At 28.1% G+C, this 21,357-nt stretch carries 16 protein-coding genes and 3 tRNA genes; 10 read left to right on the top strand and 9 right to left on the bottom strand.

Going from position 1 to position 21,357, the window contains the following annotated elements; all coding sequences use genetic code 11:
- Positions 1 to 4 precede the first annotated feature (4 nt).
- The 5 genes from ACKU4C_RS10275 to pyrF are packed head-to-tail and all read left to right on the top strand — an operon-like array spanning position 5 to position 4,084.
- Positions 5 to 1,696 (top strand): NAD-binding protein, encoded by a 1,692-nt coding sequence (locus tag ACKU4C_RS10275; RefSeq protein WP_321311776.1) that lies wholly within the window; start codon positions 5 to 7, stop codon positions 1,694 to 1,696.
- Positions 1,693 to 2,493, top strand: a complete 801-nt coding sequence (gene kdsA, locus ACKU4C_RS10270; RefSeq protein ID WP_321311775.1) for a 3-deoxy-8-phosphooctulonate synthase — start codon at positions 1,693 to 1,695, stop codon at positions 2,491 to 2,493. Before ACKU4C_RS10275 ends, kdsA begins: the two co-directional genes overlap by 4 nt.
- Positions 2,494 to 2,523: 30 nt before the next feature.
- Positions 2,524 to 2,994, top strand: coding sequence for a 6,7-dimethyl-8-ribityllumazine synthase (gene ribH, locus ACKU4C_RS10265; protein WP_321311774.1), 471 nt, complete (start codon positions 2,524 to 2,526; stop codon positions 2,992 to 2,994).
- 2 nt (positions 2,995 to 2,996) lie between these two features.
- A complete protein-coding gene (gene nusB / locus ACKU4C_RS10260; RefSeq protein WP_321311773.1) occupies positions 2,997 to 3,395 on the top strand; it encodes a transcription antitermination factor NusB in 399 nt (132 codons plus the stop codon).
- Between the two features lie 2 nt (positions 3,396 to 3,397).
- Entirely contained in the window at positions 3,398 to 4,084 is a 687-nt protein-coding gene (pyrF, locus tag ACKU4C_RS10255; protein WP_321311772.1) for an orotidine-5'-phosphate decarboxylase, read from the top strand.
- Here the strand turns inward: pyrF and ACKU4C_RS10250 are convergent.
- Positions 4,070 to 5,545 (bottom strand): diguanylate cyclase, encoded by a 1,476-nt coding sequence (locus ACKU4C_RS10250; protein ID WP_321311771.1) that lies wholly within the window; start codon positions 5,543 to 5,545, stop codon positions 4,070 to 4,072. The two genes, pyrF and ACKU4C_RS10250, sit on opposite strands and share 15 nt — an antisense overlap.
- A 147-nt stretch (positions 5,546 to 5,692) precedes the next feature.
- Here ACKU4C_RS10250 and ACKU4C_RS10245 point away from each other — a divergent pair.
- From ACKU4C_RS10245 to ACKU4C_RS10235, 3 genes are all read left to right on the top strand, one after another.
- Positions 5,693 to 5,783, top strand: a tRNA-Ser gene (locus ACKU4C_RS10245).
- Positions 5,784 to 5,805: 22 nt separating this feature from the next.
- Positions 5,806 to 5,882, top strand: a tRNA-Ile gene (locus ACKU4C_RS10240).
- A 20-nt stretch (positions 5,883 to 5,902) separates the two neighbouring features.
- Positions 5,903 to 5,979 (top strand) — tRNA-Gly (locus ACKU4C_RS10235).
- A 205-nt stretch (positions 5,980 to 6,184) separates the two neighbouring features.
- Here the strand turns inward: ACKU4C_RS10235 and ACKU4C_RS10230 are convergent.
- Positions 6,185 to 6,625 (bottom strand): hemerythrin family protein, encoded by a 441-nt coding sequence (locus ACKU4C_RS10230; RefSeq protein WP_321311770.1) that lies wholly within the window; start codon positions 6,623 to 6,625, stop codon positions 6,185 to 6,187.
- Positions 6,626 to 6,727: 102 nt separating this feature from the next.
- On the opposite strand from ACKU4C_RS10230, the gene ACKU4C_RS10225 reads away from it, so the two are divergent.
- On the top strand, positions 6,728 to 8,170 hold the full coding sequence (locus ACKU4C_RS10225; RefSeq protein WP_321311769.1) for a sensor domain-containing diguanylate cyclase: 1,443 nt from the start codon (positions 6,728 to 6,730) through the stop codon (positions 8,168 to 8,170).
- A gap of 71 nt (positions 8,171 to 8,241) precedes the next feature.
- Positions 8,242 to 9,666 (top strand): ATP-binding protein, encoded by a 1,425-nt coding sequence (locus ACKU4C_RS10220; protein WP_321311768.1) that lies wholly within the window; start codon positions 8,242 to 8,244, stop codon positions 9,664 to 9,666.
- Here the strand turns inward: ACKU4C_RS10220 and ACKU4C_RS10215 are convergent.
- From ACKU4C_RS10215 to ACKU4C_RS10185, 7 genes are all read right to left on the bottom strand, one after another.
- The gene (locus ACKU4C_RS10215; RefSeq protein ID WP_321311767.1) at positions 9,657 to 12,386 is read right to left on the bottom strand and encodes an EAL domain-containing protein; all 2,730 of its coding nucleotides are present in this window, start codon (positions 12,384 to 12,386) and stop codon (positions 9,657 to 9,659) included. The genes ACKU4C_RS10220 and ACKU4C_RS10215 overlap by 10 nt on opposite strands.
- 87 nt (positions 12,387 to 12,473) lie before the next feature.
- On the bottom strand, positions 12,474 to 14,198 hold the full coding sequence (locus ACKU4C_RS10210) for an FMN-binding glutamate synthase family protein (protein WP_321311766.1): 1,725 nt from the start codon (positions 14,196 to 14,198) through the stop codon (positions 12,474 to 12,476).
- A gap of 92 nt (positions 14,199 to 14,290) precedes the next feature.
- On the bottom strand, positions 14,291 to 17,863 hold the full coding sequence (locus ACKU4C_RS10205) for a bifunctional proline dehydrogenase/L-glutamate gamma-semialdehyde dehydrogenase (RefSeq protein ID WP_321311765.1): 3,573 nt from the start codon (positions 17,861 to 17,863) through the stop codon (positions 14,291 to 14,293).
- A 136-nt stretch (positions 17,864 to 17,999) separates the two neighbouring features.
- Positions 18,000 to 18,722, bottom strand: coding sequence for an ABC transporter ATP-binding protein (locus ACKU4C_RS10200; RefSeq protein WP_321311764.1), 723 nt, complete (start codon positions 18,720 to 18,722; stop codon positions 18,000 to 18,002).
- A complete protein-coding gene (locus tag ACKU4C_RS10195; protein ID WP_321311763.1) occupies positions 18,722 to 19,501 on the bottom strand; it encodes an ABC transporter ATP-binding protein in 780 nt (259 codons plus the stop codon). The genes ACKU4C_RS10200 and ACKU4C_RS10195 overlap by 1 nt, the downstream gene beginning before the upstream one ends.
- Complete coding sequence (locus ACKU4C_RS10190; RefSeq protein ID WP_321311762.1) at positions 19,501 to 20,454, bottom strand: branched-chain amino acid ABC transporter permease; 954 nt, start codon at positions 20,452 to 20,454, stop codon at positions 19,501 to 19,503. The genes ACKU4C_RS10195 and ACKU4C_RS10190 overlap by 1 nt, the downstream gene beginning before the upstream one ends.
- The gene (locus ACKU4C_RS10185; RefSeq protein WP_321311761.1) at positions 20,454 to 21,356 is read right to left on the bottom strand and encodes a branched-chain amino acid ABC transporter permease; all 903 of its coding nucleotides are present in this window, start codon (positions 21,354 to 21,356) and stop codon (positions 20,454 to 20,456) included. Before ACKU4C_RS10185 ends, ACKU4C_RS10190 begins: the two co-directional genes overlap by 1 nt.
- Position 21,357: the final 1 nt, after the last annotated feature.

Genomic DNA, 21,357 nt, shown 5'->3' with positions numbered 1-21,357 from the left:
TTAAGTGAAAAATAGCTCTTTATTTATTATCCTTCAGAGGATGAGAAAACCTTTTTTAGTTATTGTTATAACTTATACTATTGCGATAATTGGATTACTTGTAATAGAAGGTGTAAATGATAAGGGAGAAACTTATCATATGAGTATTTTTGATGCCTTTTATTTTGTAACTTACACAGCAACTACTATTGGATTTGGTGAATCCCCTTATGATTTTACATATCCTCAAAAATTGTGGGTAACATTTTCTATTTATTTAACAGTTTTAGGTTGGTTTTATGGGATTGGTTCATTAGTCTCTTTATTACAAGATAAACTGTTTTTAAGGGAGATGGAAAAAGCAAGATTTAGAAGACAAGTAAAAGGAATAAAACAAAAATATATAATTATACTTGGATATAATCAGATTACAAATGAGATAATAAATAGAGCTTTAGAGCAAGAGATAAGAACTGTTGTAATTGAAAAAAATGAAAATAGGGCAAATGAGTTAGTTTTAGAAAACTTTACACCTACAGTTCCTGTACTTGTGGCAGATGCATATACTCCTAATGCTTTAATTGAAGCAGGGATCAAAAGTCATAATTGTAAAGGCTTAGTTTCAATTTTTGATGATGATTCTTTAAATCTTAGAATAGCTTTGACTTCAAAATTATTAAATCCTCATGTAAGACTTGCAGTAAAATCAACAACTATAAATCATAGTGAAAATTTGAAAGATTTAGATGTAGAGATAATAGCAAATCCATTTTCTATAATTTCAAATGAGATTGCAATGGCATTAAATGCGCCAAATCTTTTAAAGTTAGAAAAATGGATTTATAAAATTGATAATTTAAATGCCAGACTTCCCCTTTTCCCAAAAGGAAAGTATATTGTTTGTGGATATGGAAGAATGGGACAACATATTTATGAAAATTTGAAACTAAGTAGTGTAGAGGCTGAATTTGTTGAATTAGACCAATTAAAAGTTGATAAGTTTCATAAAAGTGATTCTCTTAAAATTACATTTGGAAATGCAGATGACAAAGATATATTGTTGAATGTTGGAATATTAGATGCGGTTGCAATAATATCTGCAACAAATGATGATACAACAAATCTATCTATACTTGCAACAGCAAGAAAGCTAAATCCAAAAATTATGACAATAGCAAGAGAAAATGAGATGGATGATTTTTCAATTTTTAAAAGTGCAAAAATTGACCATATCTTTATGCCTTCAAGGATACTTATAAATAAAACAACAAATGCTTTAATAAGCCCTTTGTCGGATAAATTTATAAGGCTTTTATTTGGACAAGATGATGAATGGGGTTCGAAAGTTGTTAAAAATTTACTTCAAATTATAGATGAAGAACCTCTTTTATATGAATTAAAAATTGATAATAAGCGTGCCTTACAAGTTTATAATGCCTTAAAAGAAGAAAAAGATATACTTCTAGAGATTTTTAATCGTTCTTTATACAATAGAGAACAAAAAAACAATATAATACCACTTTTAATTCAAAGAGAAGAAGAATCTATTCTTGTACCAAGTTTAGATATATCTCTAAAAATTGGTGATGAAATACTTTTTGCTTGTGATGAAAATGCAAGAGATGATATAGAATATATTGCTCAAAATTTTTATGAGTTTTATTACGCATATACAGGTGAAGAGAGAAAAACAATATTTTTAAGGAATAAACAATGATTATATTAACTGGACCATGTGTTTTAGAAGATAGAGATACAGTTATGAAAATTGCAGAGATGCTAAAACCTTTAAGCGAAGATAAGAGAGTAGATTTTTATTTTAAAGCATCTTTTGATAAAGCAAATAGAACAAGTTTAAGCTCTTTTAGAGGACCAGGTCTTGATGAAGGACTAAAAATGTTCCAAGAGGTAAAAGAGCAATTTGGATATAGACTTATTACTGATATACATGAATCATATCAAGCAGCTCCTGCTTCTGAAGTTGTAGATGTATTACAAATTCCAGCTTTTCTTTGTAGACAAACAGATCTTTTAGTAGCAGCAGCACAAACTTCTTGTAAAGTAAATATAAAAAAAGGGCAATTTTTAGCACCAAACAGTATGAAACATCCAGTTGAGAAAGTTTTAAAAACTAGAGGTGTAGATGAGGTAAGTTTCCAAGCTTCAAAAGAAAATGGAGTTTGGCTTTGTGAAAGAGGAAACACTTTTGGATATGGGGCATTAGTTGTAGATATGAAAAATCTTATAGCTATGAGAGAATACGCACCAGTGATTTTTGATGCAACACACTCAGCACAAGTTCCAAGTACAGGTGAAACTACAGGTGGAAATAGTGCAATAGTTCCAAGTTTAGCAAAAGCAGCAGCAGCCGTTGGTGTAGATGGATTTTTCTTTGAAACACATTTTGATCCATCTGTTGCTTTAAGTGATGGACCAAATATGCTTCAAATAGATAAGTTGTATAAGACGGTAGATGACATTTTTGCTATTAAAGATGCATTAGGGTATAATTAATACCTTACAATAATTTTTGGAGAAAATTAAATGAATATTTTAGAAGGTAAATTAAGATTAAAAGGTGATGAAAAAGTTGCCGTAATCAATGGAAGATTTAACCATATTATAACTGATAGATTAGTTGAAGGTGCAAAAGATGCATTTATTAGACATGGGGGAAATGAAGAAAATTTAGATCTTATTTTAGTGCCTGGTGCATTTGAAATCCCTTTTGCTTTAGAAAAAGCACTTGCAACTGGAAAATATGATGCAGTATGTTGCGTTGGTGCAGTTATTAGAGGAGCTACTCCTCACTTTGATTATATCTCAGCAGAAGCTACAAAAGGTATAGCAACAGTTACTCTTAAATATGGAAAACCTGTATCAAATGGTGTTCTAACTACAGATACTATTGAACAAGCAATCGAAAGAGCTGGAAGTAAAGTTGGAAACAAAGGTGCTGAAGCTATGGTTACTATTATTGAGATGTTAGATTTATATAGTGAAATGGAGAAATAAATTTGGCAACTAGAACACAAGCAAGAGAGTCTGTAATTGGATTACTTTATGCCTATGATTTAGGAAATGAAGGGATAGTAAAATTTGTTGATGAGATTTTAGAAGATAAAAAAATCAGAAACAAACAAAAAGAGTTTGCGCTTGACCTTTTCAATGGAGTTGTTGAACATATTGAAGCTATTGATGAAGAGATTGTAAGTCATTTAACACAAGGTGGGATTAAAGACATTGGAAGTGTAGAAAAATCGATTTTAAGACTTGCAATATTTGAAATTATGTTTAAAGGTCTTGAAAAAGCTATCGTAATTAATGAAGCAATTGAATTATCAAAAAAATTAGCTTCAGATGGTGCTCCAAAATTTATTAATGGTCTTTTAGACAAAGTTAATAAAAAGGCTTAATAGTGAAGCTTTGTGTATCTTTAGATTTACCAAGTGCAAAAGAGAATCTTGCTTTAGTAAAACAAATCAAAGATTTTGATGTCTGGTTAAAAGTTGGATTAAGAAGTTATATTAGAGATGGTAAAAAGTTTTTAGAAGATTTAAAAGCTATTAATCCAGACTTTAAACTATTTTTAGATTTAAAACTTTATGATATTCCAAATACAATGGCTGATGCAGCAGAAGAGATTGCAAAATTTGGATTTGTTGATATGTTTAATGTGCATGCAAGTTCAGGTCAAAGAGCTATGAAAACAGTAATGGATAGAATAAAAGATATTCCAAACAAACCTTTAGTATTAGCAGTAACTGCATTAACTTCTTTTGATAATGATGAGTTCAAAGCTGTTTATAACGAAGATATTGAAACAAAAGCAACTGTGCTTGCTGTTGATACTTTTAAATCAGGTATTGATGGTGTTGTTTGTTCTGCTTTTGAAAGTGCAGATATAAAAACAAATACTTCAAGTGAATTTATAACTTTATGTCCAGGAATTAGACCTTTTGGAGAAGATTCAGGGGATCAAAAAAGAGTTGCAGATATTACTTTTGCAAAAAAGAATAAAGTTGACTTTATAGTAGTAGGCAGACCTATTTATAAAGCAACAAATCCTAAAGAGGTTGTTGAGAAGATTTTAGAGAATATCTAAATCTTCTTTTACTGTTCTATTTCTTCCTTCATTTTTGGCTTTATATAAAAGTTTATCAACATTTCTTAATATACAATCATAGTCGTCTTCATCTTTTAAAGAATAGCAACCTATACTAACAGTTAAGTTTATATCTATTTTCTTTATTTTTATTTGATTACTTAGCTTTCTTAATCTTTCAGCCATAATAAAAGCTTCATTTATATCTGTGTTTGCTAGAGTGATTAGAAACTCTTCTCCTCCAAAACGACCTGCAATATCACAATCTCTAATTATTTGTTTAAAGAGTTTTGATAGCTTTATTAAAACTATATCTCCCATATGATGACCATATTTATCATTTACTTTTTTAAAATAGTCAATATCAATAAGTAAAAAAGATAAAGGTTGCTTATACCTTCTACTTATCTTTATCTGATTATCTATTGCTTCTTTCATAGCTCTTCTATTTAGAAGATTAGTCAAAGAATCAGTATTGGCAAGATTTTGAACTTTTATTAAAAGATTTTTTAGATAGATAAGTATTATACTAATAATAAAAATTAAAAATAAAATAAAAATCTTTCCTAGACTTTTATAAAAGGCTTCTTCTCGTATTTTTTTTTCATTAAGAGGATGAGCGATATATAGTTGGTTTTCTACTATCTCTTTTTTTATTAAAGATGATTTGTCAAATATAATCTTTTTATTTAACTGTTTATCAAATTTTGATGTGATAGAGTTATCATTTTTATCAATAATATATATATTCCCTCTTAAAGGGATTTTATTTATATAAGTTACTAAAGTGTTTAGTTTTATATCTATGGCTACTATCCCTAAAAACTCTTTATCTTTATATATAGGAAGGGAAAGTGTAATTAATTTCTCATTTGAAATATTATCTATATATGCTTTTGTGATTATAAACTGTTTGTAGGAGTCAATTTTATTTATAGAATCTATCCATGATATACAAGTATATTGTAAAGCTAATTGTTTTTCATTTTTTATATTTAAATCTGGTGATACAAAAATAAATTTATTTTTTGATTTATAATATATTTTTTTTAAATCAGGTAATATTTTTTGTGCTGCCAAAAAAATTGGTTTTAAATAAAGAGTACCATTTATCTCATTTTTGAATAAATTTATTGAATTTTTCTTAGTACCAATTAAAATTGAGTCTTTATTTTCCAAAGAAAAAAGATTTGAATCAAAATTTATATCTTTATATTTTGGATGACTACAAGGACAATGATTATTTAATTTATCTTCAATAGTATATTTCATCGCAAATAAAAAAGATTCTGATATAGAAAAATATTCTTTCAAATGATAAATACTATGATTTATTCGACTATAAGAGCGTTCTTTTATATTTTCAACTTCATTCTTATATAAAAAATATGAACCTAATATAAAAGTTATTGTTAAAAGAATTGTTAAAAATGGAACTATTTTTTTGAATTTATTGTCCATAACATATCCTTCTTTCAAAAATTATACACCCTAGTAACTTAAAGTAATTAATGAAATTTCTATAATGAATATAATTATTCATAAAAAAAGTTATAAAATTAAGAGATATTTAAGTACAAAGGAAGTAAAATTACAACCCTAAAACGAGGACAAGTGGGTGAGTTGGCTGAAACCACATCCCTGCTAAGGATGCGTACTGGCAACGGTACCGAGGGTTCGAATCCCTCCTTGTCCGCCATTTTGAGTTTGTTTATACAGTTGGGTCATTAGCTCAGCTGGTTAGAGCACTCGGCTCATAACCGAGTGGTCGAAGGTTCGAGTCCTTCATGACCCACCATCTTATAAATAAACTCTATTGCGGGAATAGCTCAGTTGGCTAGAGCCTCTGCCTTCCAAGCAGATTGTCGCGAGTTCGAGTCTCGTTTCCCGCTCCACTTATATTTAACCAATCATATTTCTAAAATAGATTAATTTTATCAATAAAAATCACATTTGATTTTGAATAGTTTTTAAAAAGTATATTTTTTGTACAGAAAAAAGAAAAAGAAAAATTAATTCTAAGCTATAATTATTTTAAGCATACATGTCAAAGTAAATTCTAAAAAGGAAGATTAACCGCTTTCTCTAATCTTCCTTTTTTTAGTGTGCACTACAAGGACTTAATCCAGTTTTTAAAAACATTGCTGTTACTGTATCCATAGTTTGAATATGATTTATTAACCATTTAGGCAAATCTTCTGTTAAATATTGTTTTAATATTTTGATATCTTTTGTTTCTTCCCATTTTTTGAAAATCTGATTCATAAGATTTAATGCATTTTCATGTTCAGCTTTATGCATATGATAAGGTGGAAAACCTTTTTCAATCATTTGTATCTCTTCTCTTTCAAAGTGTTTTACTGTATGGTTATACCATTGCATGTATTTTGTGTTTACTTTTTCTTCATTATTGATATTTACATTTTCCTCGTATTGTATAATTAATTCATACAATTCATTGATAATAGCTATATCTTCAAAATGTACTTCATTCATAAATTCCATTGATACTAAAGGTAAGTTATTTTTGTCAAGTAGCATTAGATTCCTTAAATTTTCTTTTATTGTAGCAAAAAACAAAATTATTAATATTGATTGTAATCAAGAAAAAGCTACAATAATAAAAATATAAAAAGAGAGATTATGATAATAAAATCAAAATATAAAATTGTTTTTATAATTACCACTTTACTTATAATTTTGTCAGTATCAATTTCAGTTATAAATTATGTTGTATCTTTAAATAATGCTCAAAGTCAACTGAAAAATCAATCATTACCCTTATCTTTGGATAATATCTATACTGATATTCAAAAAAGTATTATTCAACCATATCTAGTTTCTTCTTTAATGGCTAATGACACCTTTGTTCAAGATTGGTTAATAAATGAAGAGAAAAATAGTGATAAAATTGTAAGATATCTAGAGGCTATAAAAAATAAATATAATATGTTTAATACCTTTTTAGTGTCAGATAAAACAAAAAGGTATTATACCCAAAATGGTTTTATTGAAAAAATTGATAAAACTAATAAAAACAATAAGTGGTATTTTGATTTTAAAAATATAGAAGAAAAACATGAGATAAACTTAGATTTTAATGAGCATCTATCTAATAATTTAATAATGTTTATAAATTATAAAATATTTGATCATAATTATCATTTTTTAGGTGCTACTGGTGTTGCATTAAAAATTTCATATATAGATGATTTACTAAAATCTTTTAGATTTAAACATAAATTTATTGTTACATTTTTTAATGAAAATGGAAAGATTGTTTTATCAGAAAGAAATATAAATAAGCATAAAAATATTGGTGAATATGAAGTATTAAAAAATTATAAAGAGCTAATTTTATCAAAAAAGCCAAATACAATCGAATATGAAAGAGATGGTCATAAATATATTTTGAATACTAAATATATATCAGAATTAAATTTATATTTAACAGTAGAAGCAAACTTAGATGATTTTACACAGGATGTGCAAAAGGTATTTTATTTTAATCTTTTTGGTTCAATATCTATTACTTTTATTATCTCTTTATTTATCTTTTTTTTAATAAAAAATTATAGTAAAAAACTTGAATATCTTTCAACTTATGATTCATTAACAAAAATACATAACAGACGTACTTTTGAAGAGAAGTTAAGTGCTCAAATATTGCTTCAAAAAAGAAGGGAAAATGATATAGGATTGGTGTTTTTAGATATCGATAATTTTAAAAATATAAATGATAAATTAGGTCATCAAAAAGGTGATGTGGTATTAAAACGAATAGCAACTATATTAAATGAAAATATTAGACAAACAGATTTAATAGCAAGATGGGGTGGAGAAGAATTTATTATAGCTTTAATAGATTCATCTTTAGAAGATAGTAAAATTATATGTGAAAAGCTTAGAAAATCAATTGAAGAGGATTTAGAATTAACAAATCTTTGCTCTTATAATGTTACTGCAAGTTTTGGTTTAACTATGGTAAATAGTACTGATACTAAAGAAAATTTACTATTAAGAGTAGATAATGCTATGTATAAATCAAAAAATGAGGGGAAAAATAGAATTACAGTAGTTAGTTAAATAGTTTAATTCGTATAAAAATATAATCAAGATAATTGTTTTTTTATTATATAATAAACTCAGGATATATTATGAAAACAATATTAAATATTAAAATAACATATGCAATTTTAATTTTTTCATTAATATTTTGGGCTTTTTTTGCCTTTTTTACAATGAATCAATTAATAAACACTCAAGAGATATATGCGAAATTGATTAATGTCAGTGGTAAGCAAAGAATGTTATCTCAAAAAACAACTCTTATGGTAAAAAGAGTTTATGAAACTAAAGACAAAAATCTATTAAATCATTTAAAAGAGTTAATAACTACAATGAAGTCTGATCATGGATTTTTGTTATATAATACAAGAAGTAAAGAGCTAAAAAAGATTTATTTAGAAAAAGAACATAATTTAGATATTAGAGTAAAAAATTACATTTCACTTTTAGAAACTTTCCTTGATAATTTAGATAATAAATATATTGTTGAAGCAATACAAAAATATTCATTTGAATTATTACCAACTTTAGATTTAGTTGTAAATAGATTTGAAAATGAGAGTGAAGAGTATACAAATAAATTAAAAGATAGAGAGTTATTGATTTTATTTGGAACTTTGTTAACAATATTTCTTGAAGCTTTACTTATTGTTATACCATCTGTAAATAGAATGATTCAAACTGAGGATGAGCTAAAAGATTTAAACAATAATCTTGCGAAAAAAATAGAAGAACAAAAAAATATAATATTAGAAGAACAAAATGAGATAAAAAAGAGAGATAAACTTTCCTATGAACAATCAAAATTAGTTTCTATGGGTGAAATGATTGGAAATATAGCACATCAGTGGAGACAACCTTTGAGTGTTATAACAACAATTGTTAGTGGAATAAGCTTAAAACTTGAATATGATGAAAAAATAGAAAAAAAGGAGTTAAATGCCTCTTTAGAAAAAATTTTAGTTCAAGCTGATTATTTATCCAAAACTATAGATGATTTTAGAAGTTTTATTAAAGTTGATAAAAAACCTACTAAAATTAAAATATCTGAATCAATAAATAAATCTTTAGTACTCCTAGAATCTTCATTAAAAGTAAACCACATAAAAGTTGATGTAAGCATAGATGAAGATTTAAGTATGTTAGGAAATGTTAATGAATTATCTCAAGTTATAATTAATATATTAAAAAATGCTAAAGATGTACTTATTAATTTAGATGAAGAGGATTCACAACGGTTAATTTTTATAAAAACTGAAAAAACAAAAGATAATAAGTTTATAATCTCTATTTTGGATAATGGTGGAGGTATTAAAGAAGAAATAATAAATAGAATATTTGAACCATATTTTACTACTAAGCATTCAACAATTGGTACAGGTATAGGATTATCTATGTGTGATAAAATTATAAGAGAAAGATATAGAGGAAATATTACAGTTGAAAATAAAACATTTTATTATGAAAAAGAAAAATATATAGGAGCACTTTTTAAAATTATATTTTATAGATGACTAACTAAATCCTTTGAAGGTTTCCCATAATAAAAACCTTGTGCATAATCTACATTTAACTCTTTTAATAAACTATCAATCTCTTTTGAACTAACAAATTCAGCAATAACTTTTATATCAGATTTTTTTGCGAAACTAACTATTGATTTAACTAAATTTTGAGTTTTAGTATCATCTAATATATGTTTGATTATTGAACCATCAATTTTTATATAATCAACTTGAAGTTTAATTAGATAGTCATAATTTGAATATCCACTTCCAAAATCATCAATTGCGATTTGACAACCTTTATCTTTAAATCTTTTTAGAAGTTTAGTAATGTGTTCACTATCTTCAATCTCCTCAGATTCAACTATTTCTAAAACCATTTTTTTTAATACTTTTTTTTGTTGGGCAAAATCAAAAATAAATGACATTAATTCATCATTCATTAAGTCTTCAACACATAAATTTAAAGAAAACTCTTGATTAATAGTTGAGAATTTACTTATTACTTTTTCAACCATTTTATATGTTAGTTCAGGATATAATCTTGTTTTTTTTGCAATATTTAGGTATTCATTTGGATATATTATTTTGTCATCTTCAACTAATCTCATCAAGGCTTCATATTTTTCTATTTTCTTTGTTTTATAGTTATATATAGGTTGATAGTGGGCAATTATTCTATCTTCACTTAGTGCTTTGTGCAATTTCTCAACCCATAAAATATTATTTTTAAACTCTTCAACACTTTTCATTGAACTATTATATTCAGCAATTCTAATTTTTTTATTTTTTGCTTCACTTAGGGCTATATCTGCAAAAGTTAGTAGATTTTCTTTATTTGTTGCTAAACCACAAGTATATGTAACTAGAAATTTATTTTTATCTACATAATAAGCTTCTTTACCTTTTTCATTCATAAATACTTCTACAAGTTCTTTTAATACTTTAATATCTTGGTAAGGATAATATATAGCAAAAATGTCAGCTTGTACTCTATACAAAATGCAATTTTTGTCACTAAAAAAATCAAATAACCTATTTGCAAAAGATTTAATTACTTCATCTCCTACTTCATGACTATAACTGTCATTTATCTCTTTAAATCTATCTATATTGATTAAAGCAAGTACACCTTCATCGACTTTTGTAAGTTTATTTATAAGACTTACTCTATTTCCTAATCCAGTTAGTGGATCATTTTTAAATAGATCATTTAGTTTAGTTCTATTTTCTATTAATTCTGTTACATCAGTAGAAGATGATATAAATTCTACTATTTTCCCATAAGAATCTTTTATTGGGAATATTGTTGTTTTATTATAATAGCTCTCCCCATTTTTTCTTCGGTTTTTAATTAATCCTTTCCATATTTTTCCACTTCTTATAGTTTTCCATAACTCTTTATATTGTGTTTTATTATTGTCAGGATGCTTAAGAATACTGTAACTGTTATTTATTAGTACATCTTTTTTAAATCCACTTATTTTTTCAAAATTGTCATTAACATAATGAATTTTTCCATTAATATCTGCTCTTGATACAACTGATGTATGGTCTAATATCATTTTATATTGCTCTAGAAGATTATAATTTTCATTTTTTTCATCTTCAATCTTTTCAATTTTAGAAGAGATAAATTTTCCTATTAGAATAGAGATAATTGTTAAAATAATTAGTATGGATAATACTTTTTCAGAATACTCAACTAATGAGTTTTTTAATCTTAATTTCTCTTCAGATAAAAACTCTTTTAATTCTGTTATATAAAACCCTGAGTTTATTATTATGTTCCAATCTTCGATATAATGGAAATATGTAGTTTTCTCATCTACTTTTAGGCTATCAGGTCTATTCCAATGGTAAGATATATACCCAGAAGTTTCTTTTTGAGCTCTATTAATTATTTCTTGAATAAACATTTTATTGTCATAGCTTTTTAGATTTGTTAAATCTCTTTTTTCTAGGCTAGTGTCTATTGGATGCATAAGAATTGTGGCTTTTGTATTAAGAACCCAAAAATATCCATAATCATTCTCTCCAAATCTATTAACTTCTAATTCATTTATAAAAGTATTTATTGTCTTTTTATCTATTTCATCTTTATATACACCAGCTGCAATATAGATGTTAAGATTTTCATTGTATTTTATATAAACATATTTTTCAAATAATTCATTTTTATCTGTGAGAGGTTTATTCCAATAATAGCTACCATAATTTTCATCTTTAGAAAGAGTTTGTTTTACGAAGGATACAAACTCTTTATTATCTTTTGCTATGTTTAAAATATTTTTTGAGATTAAATTATTGTTATTTCCATGATAAAGAATTTTGCCTTTTTTATCAAAAATATAGATATATCCTGTATTGTTATCCCACTTATAATAATCAAGTGTAGGCTTTGTATTATTTATTATTTTTTCAATATTTTGTTTTGAAGAGTATTTCTTATTTAGTACTCTTTGTATATAGTCAATTTTCTCTTTTAATATTAATTCATTATTTTTGTATTGAAGTGTTTTTAGTGTTTCAACTCTTTTTACAACTTTTTCAATTTCATTTTTTATTAAGTCTTTATTTGAGTTTATATAGTCATTTTCATAGCTATTTACTCTATTTTTATAAAAGTCATCAGCAAACTTATATACAAAAATACCTGTTATAATAGAAAATAATAAAGTACTGATGACTAAGTTTAAAAAGTTAAATTTTGACAGAGAAAAACGCATTTTTGACCTTAAATTTTATAATAATAAATTATTATAGTATTATTATTTCTTAAAATCAATAGTCTTTTCTCCTTTTATAACTTATTATTATGATATATCTTTTAAATCAGTATTTTCTCCATTATTAAACACTCTTCTTTCAAATACACTCTCTACATTGTCATAAATAATCGAATCTTTATCTAAAAATATTAATTTGCTTTTATCTAATTCATTAACATTTTTTAATCCCATAACTGCAAGTAAACTTTTCATACTTTTTAAAATATTATTATGATAGTTTTTAATATAGTCTGAATGTTTTTTTACAAAATAATGTTTTCTCTTTTTGATATCTTGTGTTGCTAAACCTACAGGGCATTGATGCTTGCCTGCTCCTGAGCAGTATCTAGCTCTAATACATCCTGCACTCATCATAAATCCTCTTGCTATTTGTATAAAATCTGCACCAATACATAATGTAATAATAACGTCATCAGGAGTTAAAACTTTCCCACTTGCTGAAATCTTAACTTTGTCTCTTATTTTATATTTTTTAAGTACTTTATCTACTAAATAGATAGCATCTCTTATATCCATTCCTATTCTTTCCATCATATCAAGTGGTGCTGTGGCACTTCCTCCACTTCCCCCATCAATAGAAATATAATCAGGATAAGATAAACCTAAGTCAACTCTTCTTTTTATCTCTTTTGCTATTGGTTCAATATTTTCATTATCTGAAATTACAATTTTTATTCCAACAGGTTTTCCTGAAGCTTCTTGAAGTTTTGCTATAAAATCAAATAGTTCTTCATTTGTTTTTGCATATGGGAATCTATTTGGAGAAAAAGCATCTTTATATGGTTCAATATTTCTATAGTGAGCAATAGCTGGGGTTACTTTTTTTGCAATTAGTTTTCCACCTGTTTGTTTTGCACCTTGTGCAATTTTTATTTCAGTCATACGACAAAAACGCATCTGTTTTTTGTACCTTTCCATATCAAACTTACCATCTTTTGTTCTAACCCCATATAAACCTGAACTAATTTGTAAAATTATATCTGGCATATCTTCTGGAACATCTTCTGGAAAATTTTCTATTGGCACATTCCAGTCTGGTCTATAAAAACACTCTTTTTCTTTATTAAATACGTAAGTATCTGCTTCAGGGTTTTTATAAAAAATCATTTTTCTATAAAAATCAATAGCTACTGGTTTATTAAATAGAAATTTAAATAGTTTAAATGTATTTTCTTGAAAAGAGTTTCCTTTAACCTCTTTCATATATTTTGTGCTATAGTTGTTGTGTGTAACAAAAAAGTTTGAAGTTAATCCACCTTCCCCTGAATTAATAGGAAAGTTTCCTTCTTTTGCTCCATATACAAAAGCACGTGTTCCTTCTGGTGATATTGAACCATCACTCATAGGACCTCTTCCTATAATAGAATTTGAAATAAAAGGTTTTTTTCTTGTTTCACCAAAGGTTACAATAAAGTCATTTTCAACTTCATCATCATTTAATACTATATTTGTATGTTTTAACATTAATTTTGGTTTTTGTAAAGGTTGGGAAGGGGAAAAGGATGCAAAATTTATTTTGTCTCTTGAAGCACTATAAACCCAATCAAGTTTATCCATAGATTCATAAAACTTTTCATCACCAAAGTATTGTCTAAAGGGTTCCCTAAACTCTTGAAAAACAAATCTTAATCTACCTATAATTGGATAGTTTACCAAAATTTGATGTTTTCTTTGAACATACTTATCATGTACATACCAAGCAAAAATAAATATTGCTACCCAAACTAATATTAAAAGCCAAGTTTCCATTAAATTTCCTGTAAAAAATTATATAATTGAAATATATCGTATGAAAGTAACTGAATAGTAGTGATTAGTATAAATAAGAAGGAAAATCCTTCTTATTTTATACCTCTTGCACCAATATTCCCATATCTGTGAAATGAGTGAGAGATTGATTGTTCTATGAAATAGTTTAGAAGTTCAAGTCTTCCTTCCATCATAGGTTTTTGTCTAACAATATAAGTTAAAGATTCAGAGGCTTTTTCAAATACACAAGCAGGTACTTTTGAAATATTTGAATAGATTACTCTATCATAGTTAGGAATCGATTGCATAAATTTATTATCATCTTCCTCAACTAAAGTATCTCTTCCACTAAATAAATCAGCTTTATTTGTTTCAAGGAAAGTTTTTATTTCACTATTATTATCAATAGAAACTCTAAAATGAACACCAGAGATTTTTGCTGCTAAGATTCTTGAAACTGCTTCAAAAATTGTATCATCAGTAGAAACTCTAATTAAAACATTTTTAAGTGGTAAATATCTAAAGTGATTATCTTCACCTCTTACTTCACAATAATCTTTTGCTTTAGAAAACTCATTTTCATAATTTTCTAAATAAGATTGAACTGCAACTTCTAGCATCTCAAATTGCTCTTTATTTGAACTATCTTGTTTTGCTTTTTGGATAAATCTTGTTAAGTCAGTATTGAATTTTTTTGTAGTTTTTGGTGTTGATACCTCTTCAAACTCAACAAATTGAGTTATATAGTTGAAAATACCAACTTTTCTACCTGCTCCAATTGCAGATTTACCCATGCCACCAAATGGTTGTCGCAGAACGATTGCACCAGTTGTTCCTCTATTTACATAAAGGTTTCCAGCTTTTAAGTTTGCTTTCCAGTATTCAACTTCCCTTTCATCAAGTGATTCAATCCCTGAAGTTAATCCATATCCAGTTGAGTTTACAATATCAACTGCATGTTTTAAGTCTTTTGCTTTCATTACAGCTAAAACTGGACCAAAAAGCTCATTCTTATGAATAAAATTTCCTTCCTCTACACCCCATTTAATTGCAGGTTTTAACATATAAGGATTCTCTTGGGCATACTCAGGTGCAACTAACCATTTTTCATTTTTTTCTAAACTATTAATAGCTTTTTCAAGATTTCCTGAAACTGGATTAGCTAAAGTACCAATTCTATTTTTAAAATCCCAAACAGAACCAACACTCATAGATTTTGCAGTATCAATTAAAGCTTTTTTAAATGATTCATCATTATAAACTTCCTCTTCTAAAACTAAAAGAGAAGTTGCTGAACATTTTTGACCTGAGTTGTTAAATGCACTTAAACATACATTTTTAACTGCTTGTTCTCTATCTGCCATACTAGTTACTATAGTTGCATCTTTTCCACCTGTTTCAGCTGTTAGTAATAAATCAGGTCTTGTTTTTAACATAGATGCAGCTGTATCTTCTCCCCCAGTTAGGATTACAAAATCTACATCTTTGTTTGCAATTAAATGTTCACCAGCTAGTGCACCTGGACAAGGAACAAATTGTAATACATTTTTTGAAATACCAGCATCCCAAAAACATTTACACATCTCATAAGCTGTAAGAGCAGCAACTGAAGCTGGTTTGATAATAGCAGTGTTTCCAGCAGCTAATGTTGCAGCAACTCCACCTAATGGAATAGCAACAGGGAAGTTCCAAGGTGGAACAACAACTCCTACACCTTTTCCTTTAAAGTTTAAGTTTTCATATTTTTCAAAGTAATGAGCTGAATAAGGATAAAACTCTAAAAAGTCAACTGCTTCAGAAACTTCAACATCAGTTTCAGTAAATACTTTTCCAACTTCAGCAGCAGCAACACCTATTAAATCATCTCTTCTTTCTCTAACTTTGATAGCAACTTGTTTTAATACTGCATGTCTTTGTTCATGAGTTAAATCTCTCCACCCATCCACATCAGCTTTTGCAGTTTCTATTGCTTTTTTAAGGTCATCAGCATTCGCAGTTGCAAATTTACCAGCTAGTACATTCTCTTTTAACTGAGATTTATCAATAGCTTCCATTATTTTTCTATCTTCTACAATCTCTTCACCTGCAACAACAATTGGTTTAATGTCATGATTTGTATCTTTTGAAAACTTCCATTTTTTAACAATAGTTTTAGCCCACTCTTGATTTGCTGGAAGGACAAAATCTGTATCTGCTTCAGCATGGTACTCTTTTGTATCATAAGAAGTAATTGCGTAATCTTCCCATTTTTCAGTAAGTCTATTTTGTTTTCTTTTAGCACCAACAAAAGATGTTTTTTCATGTTCAAATGATTTTAGGAATAAATCTTTTTGCATATTCCAATCAGCACTTCCAACTTTTAGTCCAAATGAATATCTAATAAAGTTATCATCACCTGTATTCTCATCAAGTCTTCTAACTAGATATGCAATTGCATTTGTAAATTGCTCTTTTGCAGCTGTTGGCGCATAAAGAATCACATTTTTAGAGATCTCTCTAATTGCAAGTCTTGCAGCTTCACTCATACCCTCAAGCATCTCTAAAGTATGATAATCACTTGTACCATTCTCTTTTGCTAATTGTGTAGCAAAAGCCAATTCAAATAGGTTGTGTGAAGCTGTTCCTATATGCATAAAAGGAGCATTTTCAGGAAGTAGGGCATATCTTGCCATTCTTTTGTAGTTTGAGTCAGTATCACTTTTATCTGTATAAGTAACCATCCCCCAGTGTTTTTGAGATGCTTCTGTTTCTTCCATCTCCATATTTGCACCTTTTACAAGTCTAAACTTAATAGGGCTTCCACCATTTTCTACTCTTTTTTTAGCCCATTCACATAGGTCTTTTTGCCAATTAAATGAATCTGGAAGATATGCTTGAAGAACTATACCTGCATAGAAATCTTGAAATTCTTCCTTTTCAAGTGTTTTCTTGAATACAGCAACTGTAATAGCTAGATCCCTATACTCTTCCATATCAAGGTTAATAAATTTGTTTGATTTTGTCCCATCTGGAGCTATATATGGATATTTTTTTGCTTGTTTGTAAATTCTTGTTAATTTTTTTACTAACACATCTACTGTGTTATTAAAATTCAGTGCATTTATTTGAGAATAGATAGTTGAAATTTTGATTGAGATATAATCAATATTTGGGTTCTTTAAAGCTTCAAGATATTTTTCAATTCTCTCTTCTGCCTCCTCTTCACCTAGAACAACTTCCCCAATAAGGTTGATATTTATTCTTGTTCCCTCTTTTTTTCTCATCTCAAGATGTTTATTAAAAGGCTCTTTTTCACCTTTTAAAACAACTGTCTTTGTATCCTCTCTAATTTGGTCAATAAACATAGGAACTGATAAACCAGGTAGGTGTTTACCTATATTTTGGAATAACCATAAAAGCATTCTATCTTTAGTTGTAAAGAAATGTGCCATTCCATGTTTTTCTAATAAAAAGCAGATTTGGTCTGCAACCCTTGCATAAGAATCACATCTAAATGATTGGTCCATAAGCTCTATTAAAAGAGCTTTATCTTTTGGGTGTTCTAGCATTTTGTTCATTTTTACATAGAACTCTCTGTCAAAGTCACTTACAAGTTGTGTTGCTCTATTTTGCCATTTTTCTGCTAATTCAATTGCCGATTGAATAATAGTTTCTTCATTTTTCATATGCTTTCCTCTTAAAATTTATCAAAATTTAATTAAATTTTAAGTAGCTTTAAGCGCACGCTTTTAAATGTGCTTTAGGAGGGGTGTACCGCCAAGTAAAACCCCTCTTGCTACTTGATATTTTTCTTCTTTTTAATTAATGTTTTTTCCCCAGATAAGCTTCTTGAATTGTTTTTGAATTTAATAACTCTTCAGCTGTACCCTCATGGGTAATTTTTCCTACTTCTAAAACATATGCTCTATCAGCTAACTTTAGGGCTGCTTTAGCATTTTGTTCAACTAATAACACTGTCACGCCACTTAATGCAATCTCTTTTACTGCTTTAAAAATTGCCTTAATTAAAATTGGAGCAAGGCCTAATGAAGGTTCATCCAAAATCAATAGTTTTGGTTTACTCATTATTGCTCTACCAATTGCAAGCATTTGTTGCTCACCACCTGATAATGTTCCTGCTAACTGTTTTCTTCTCTCCTTTAATCTTGGTAATATGTCATAAATCCATTCTAAAGTCTCTTTATCATGGTCTTTAAGTGTATAAGCTCCCATCATAAGATTTTCTTCAACTGTTAATGTTCCAAAAACTCTTCTTCCTTCTGGAGAATGTGACATACCTAAAGATACAATATCGTGTGCTTCTGTTTTGGTGATATCATTTTTATCAAAAACAATATGACCTGATTTTGATTTTAAAAGCCCAGATATAGTTCTAAGGGTAGTAGTTTTACCTGCACCATTTGCACCTAATATTGTTACAACTTCACCTTTTTTTACATAAAGAGAGATTCCCTTAATTGCAGCAATAGCTCCGTAACTTACTTCTAGATCTTTTACTTCTAATAGAATTTCATTATTTACCATTACTGCTCCTCATCTTCATCATCTGAACCAATATAAGCTTCAATAACCCTTGGGTCATCTTGGACAAAATTTGGTTCACCTTGAGAAATCTCTTTACCAAAGTTAATTACGGTGATATAGTCAGTTAAGTTCATAACCATCTCCATATCGTGTTCAATCATCATAATACCAATATCCATTTTACTGATATCTCTAATAATCTCAGTTAACTCTTTTGTTTCATTTTCATTGAGTCCAGCTGCAGGTTCATCTAGGATTAGAAGTTCAGGATTAGCTGCAAGTGCTCTTGCCATCTCAACTTTTCTTTGATTACCATAAGATAAATCTCCAGTTGGATGAGTAGCTAAATGACTTAAGTTAAAAAATTTCATTAACTCTTCAACTTTTTTCCAAGCGGCAGTTTCATCTTTTTTATATGCTGGCGTATGAATAATTGCGTGATACCATTTTTGTTTTGATTTTGTATGATATCCAGCCATAATATTTTCAGCTACACTCATCTCTTTGAATAATCTAATATTTTGAAATGTTCTTAAAACACCCCTTTGTGCAATCAAATGTGGTTGCATACCTGTGATATCTTCACCTTTATATTTGATTTTCCCCTCTTCAGGAGTATAAATACCAGTTACACAGTTAAATAGTGTAGTTTTACCTGCACCATTTGGACCAATAATTCCATAAATTTGACCAGGTTTAACTTTTATAGTTAAATCATCAATTGCAACTAAACCATGAAAAAATTTAGATACATTTTCTATTTCTAAAACATATTTCATTATTTAGCTCCTTCTTTTGGTCTTAAAAACTTTGGAATATTTCCAAAAGTTGCTGGCCATACACCATTTGGTCTAAGAACCATTGTAAGAACCATTGCTGCACCAAAAATTAGGTATCTAGATTCTTTAAACTCTGTAAATAATTCAGGTAATACAAACATCACAAACGTTCCTATAATTACACCAGGAAGTGATGCTGAACCACCAACTAGTACAATTGCAAAGAACATAACTGATTGCATAAAGTTAAATGACTCAGGTGAAACAGCTGAATACTGAACTGCAAAGATTGAACCAGCAGCTCCAGCAATAGCAGCACCTAAAGCAAAGGCAAACAGTTTGTAATAAGGGATATTAATACCCATAGATTTCGCTGCAATCTCATCTTTATTTATATAATATAAAGCTCTACCATATCTTGAGTTATCAAGATTTCTTATAATCAATAAAGTGATAATTAAAAGACCATAAGCCATGTAGTAGATTGCTGTATCAGACCATAACTCATATCCAAAGATTCTAACTACATCAATTCCAAAAATACCATTTGGTCCACCTGTTAAGTCGAAAATATTGTTTTTTAATACTTGTTCAAAAATAATATTAAATCCAATCGTAGCAACTAATAAATAGTCACCTCTTAAGTGGATGATTGGACCCGCTAATAAAATAGCAATAATCACAGGAAAAATGATTGCAAAAGGTAAGGTTTCAATTATTTCAAATCCAAATTGAACATTTAAAATTGCAGTTGTATATGCTCCAATACCAAAGAAAATTGCATGTCCCATATTAAATACACCAGCACGTCCTAAGATAATATCTTGTGAAAATGCTACAGTTGCAAATACTAAGAATGTAATTCCAATAGATAACCAAGCAGAATCAACTAAAAACGGAAAGATTGCCATTACTGCAATAAAAATAGCAGCTATTATTGTAGTTTTATTCATTATACTTTCTCCGCTGTTTTTTCACCAAGTAATCCAGTTGGTCTTACTATTAGAATAATGATTAACAAGATAAATGTAAATGTTTCAGCCCACTCAGTTGAGATATATCCTGCAATTAGGGCATTAAATAATCCTAATAAAAGCCCACCTAGCATTGCTCCTGGAATTGAACCAATTCCACCAATGATTGCTGCAATAAAGGCATTTAAACCATAAAGCCATCCCATATCAAATGTTAATGCTCTATAATATAGTCCAATAAATAAACCACCAATTGCTCCAAGCATTGAACCAATAATGAAAATTATCATTACAACTTTATTTACATTGATTCCCATAAGTTTTGCTGCGTCTTGGTCTATTGCAGTTGCTCTAATTGCTGTACCCATTTTTGTTTTATTAATAAAAAGAAATAATCCAATCATTAAAACTGCAGAAAGTATTAAGATACAAACTTGAGTAAAGGTAATAATAACTCCACCAATATTCCAAGTAGTATTTGGCAATAAATCAGCAGGGAAAATTAACATATTTGGTCCCCAAATTAGCATTATCCCATTTTGAATAACCAAAGCTGCACCTAATGCTGAAACCACAGCACTTAATCTTGGTGCCGTTCTTAAAGGTCTATATGCTAGGCGCTCAAGAAGGACACCAACAAAAGCTACTATTATAGATGTAAGTAAAAATATAATAATAATATTAATGAAAGAAGACGCACTACTTCCAAAGAATTGAGTAAATATCGTAAGTCCTACATAAGCTGAAAAGGCAACAAGGTCTCCATGGGCGAAGTTGATTAACTTCATTACCCCATAGACCATCGTATAACCCAAAGCAACTAATGCATATAGACTTCCTATTGTTAATCCATTTATTAACTGTTGAAGAAAAATATCCATA

Origin of the sequence: Halarcobacter sp. (genome assembly GCF_963676935.1) — a bacterium.
Lineage (GTDB): Bacteria > Campylobacterota > Campylobacteria > Campylobacterales > Arcobacteraceae > Halarcobacter.
Note: the sequence above shows the minus strand (reverse complement) of the source record. Positions and strands in the feature narration are given on the sequence as shown.

What these genes read in the sequence shown, in the direction of transcription:
- kdsA (WP_321311775.1), top strand. Translation starts at nt 1,693, where the DNA reads ATGATTATATTAACTGGACCATGTGTTTTAGAAGATAGAGATACAGTT.
- ribH (WP_321311774.1), top strand. Translation starts at nt 2,524, where the DNA reads ATGAATATTTTAGAAGGTAAATTAAGATTAAAAGGTGATGAAAAAGTT.
- ACKU4C_RS10250 (WP_321311771.1), bottom strand. Translation starts at nt 5,545, where the DNA reads ATGGACAATAAATTCAAAAAAATAGTTCCATTTTTAACAATTCTTTTA.
- ACKU4C_RS10230 (WP_321311770.1), bottom strand. Translation starts at nt 6,625, where the DNA reads ATGCTACTTGACAAAAATAACTTACCTTTAGTATCAATGGAATTTATG.
- ACKU4C_RS10225 (WP_321311769.1), top strand. Translation starts at nt 6,728, where the DNA reads ATGATAATAAAATCAAAATATAAAATTGTTTTTATAATTACCACTTTA.
- ACKU4C_RS10220 (WP_321311768.1), top strand. Translation starts at nt 8,242, where the DNA reads ATGAAAACAATATTAAATATTAAAATAACATATGCAATTTTAATTTTT.
- ACKU4C_RS10215 (WP_321311767.1), bottom strand. Translation starts at nt 12,386, where the DNA reads ATGCGTTTTTCTCTGTCAAAATTTAACTTTTTAAACTTAGTCATCAGT.
- ACKU4C_RS10210 (WP_321311766.1), bottom strand. Translation starts at nt 14,198, where the DNA reads ATGGAAACTTGGCTTTTAATATTAGTTTGGGTAGCAATATTTATTTTT.
- ACKU4C_RS10205 (WP_321311765.1), bottom strand. Translation starts at nt 17,863, where the DNA reads ATGAAAAATGAAGAAACTATTATTCAATCGGCAATTGAATTAGCAGAA.
- ACKU4C_RS10200 (WP_321311764.1), bottom strand. Translation starts at nt 18,722, where the DNA reads ATGGTAAATAATGAAATTCTATTAGAAGTAAAAGATCTAGAAGTAAGT.
- ACKU4C_RS10195 (WP_321311763.1), bottom strand. Translation starts at nt 19,501, where the DNA reads ATGAAATATGTTTTAGAAATAGAAAATGTATCTAAATTTTTTCATGGT.
- ACKU4C_RS10190 (WP_321311762.1), bottom strand. Translation starts at nt 20,454, where the DNA reads ATGAATAAAACTACAATAATAGCTGCTATTTTTATTGCAGTAATGGCA.
- ACKU4C_RS10185 (WP_321311761.1), bottom strand. Translation starts at nt 21,356, where the DNA reads ATGGATATTTTTCTTCAACAGTTAATAAATGGATTAACAATAGGAAGT.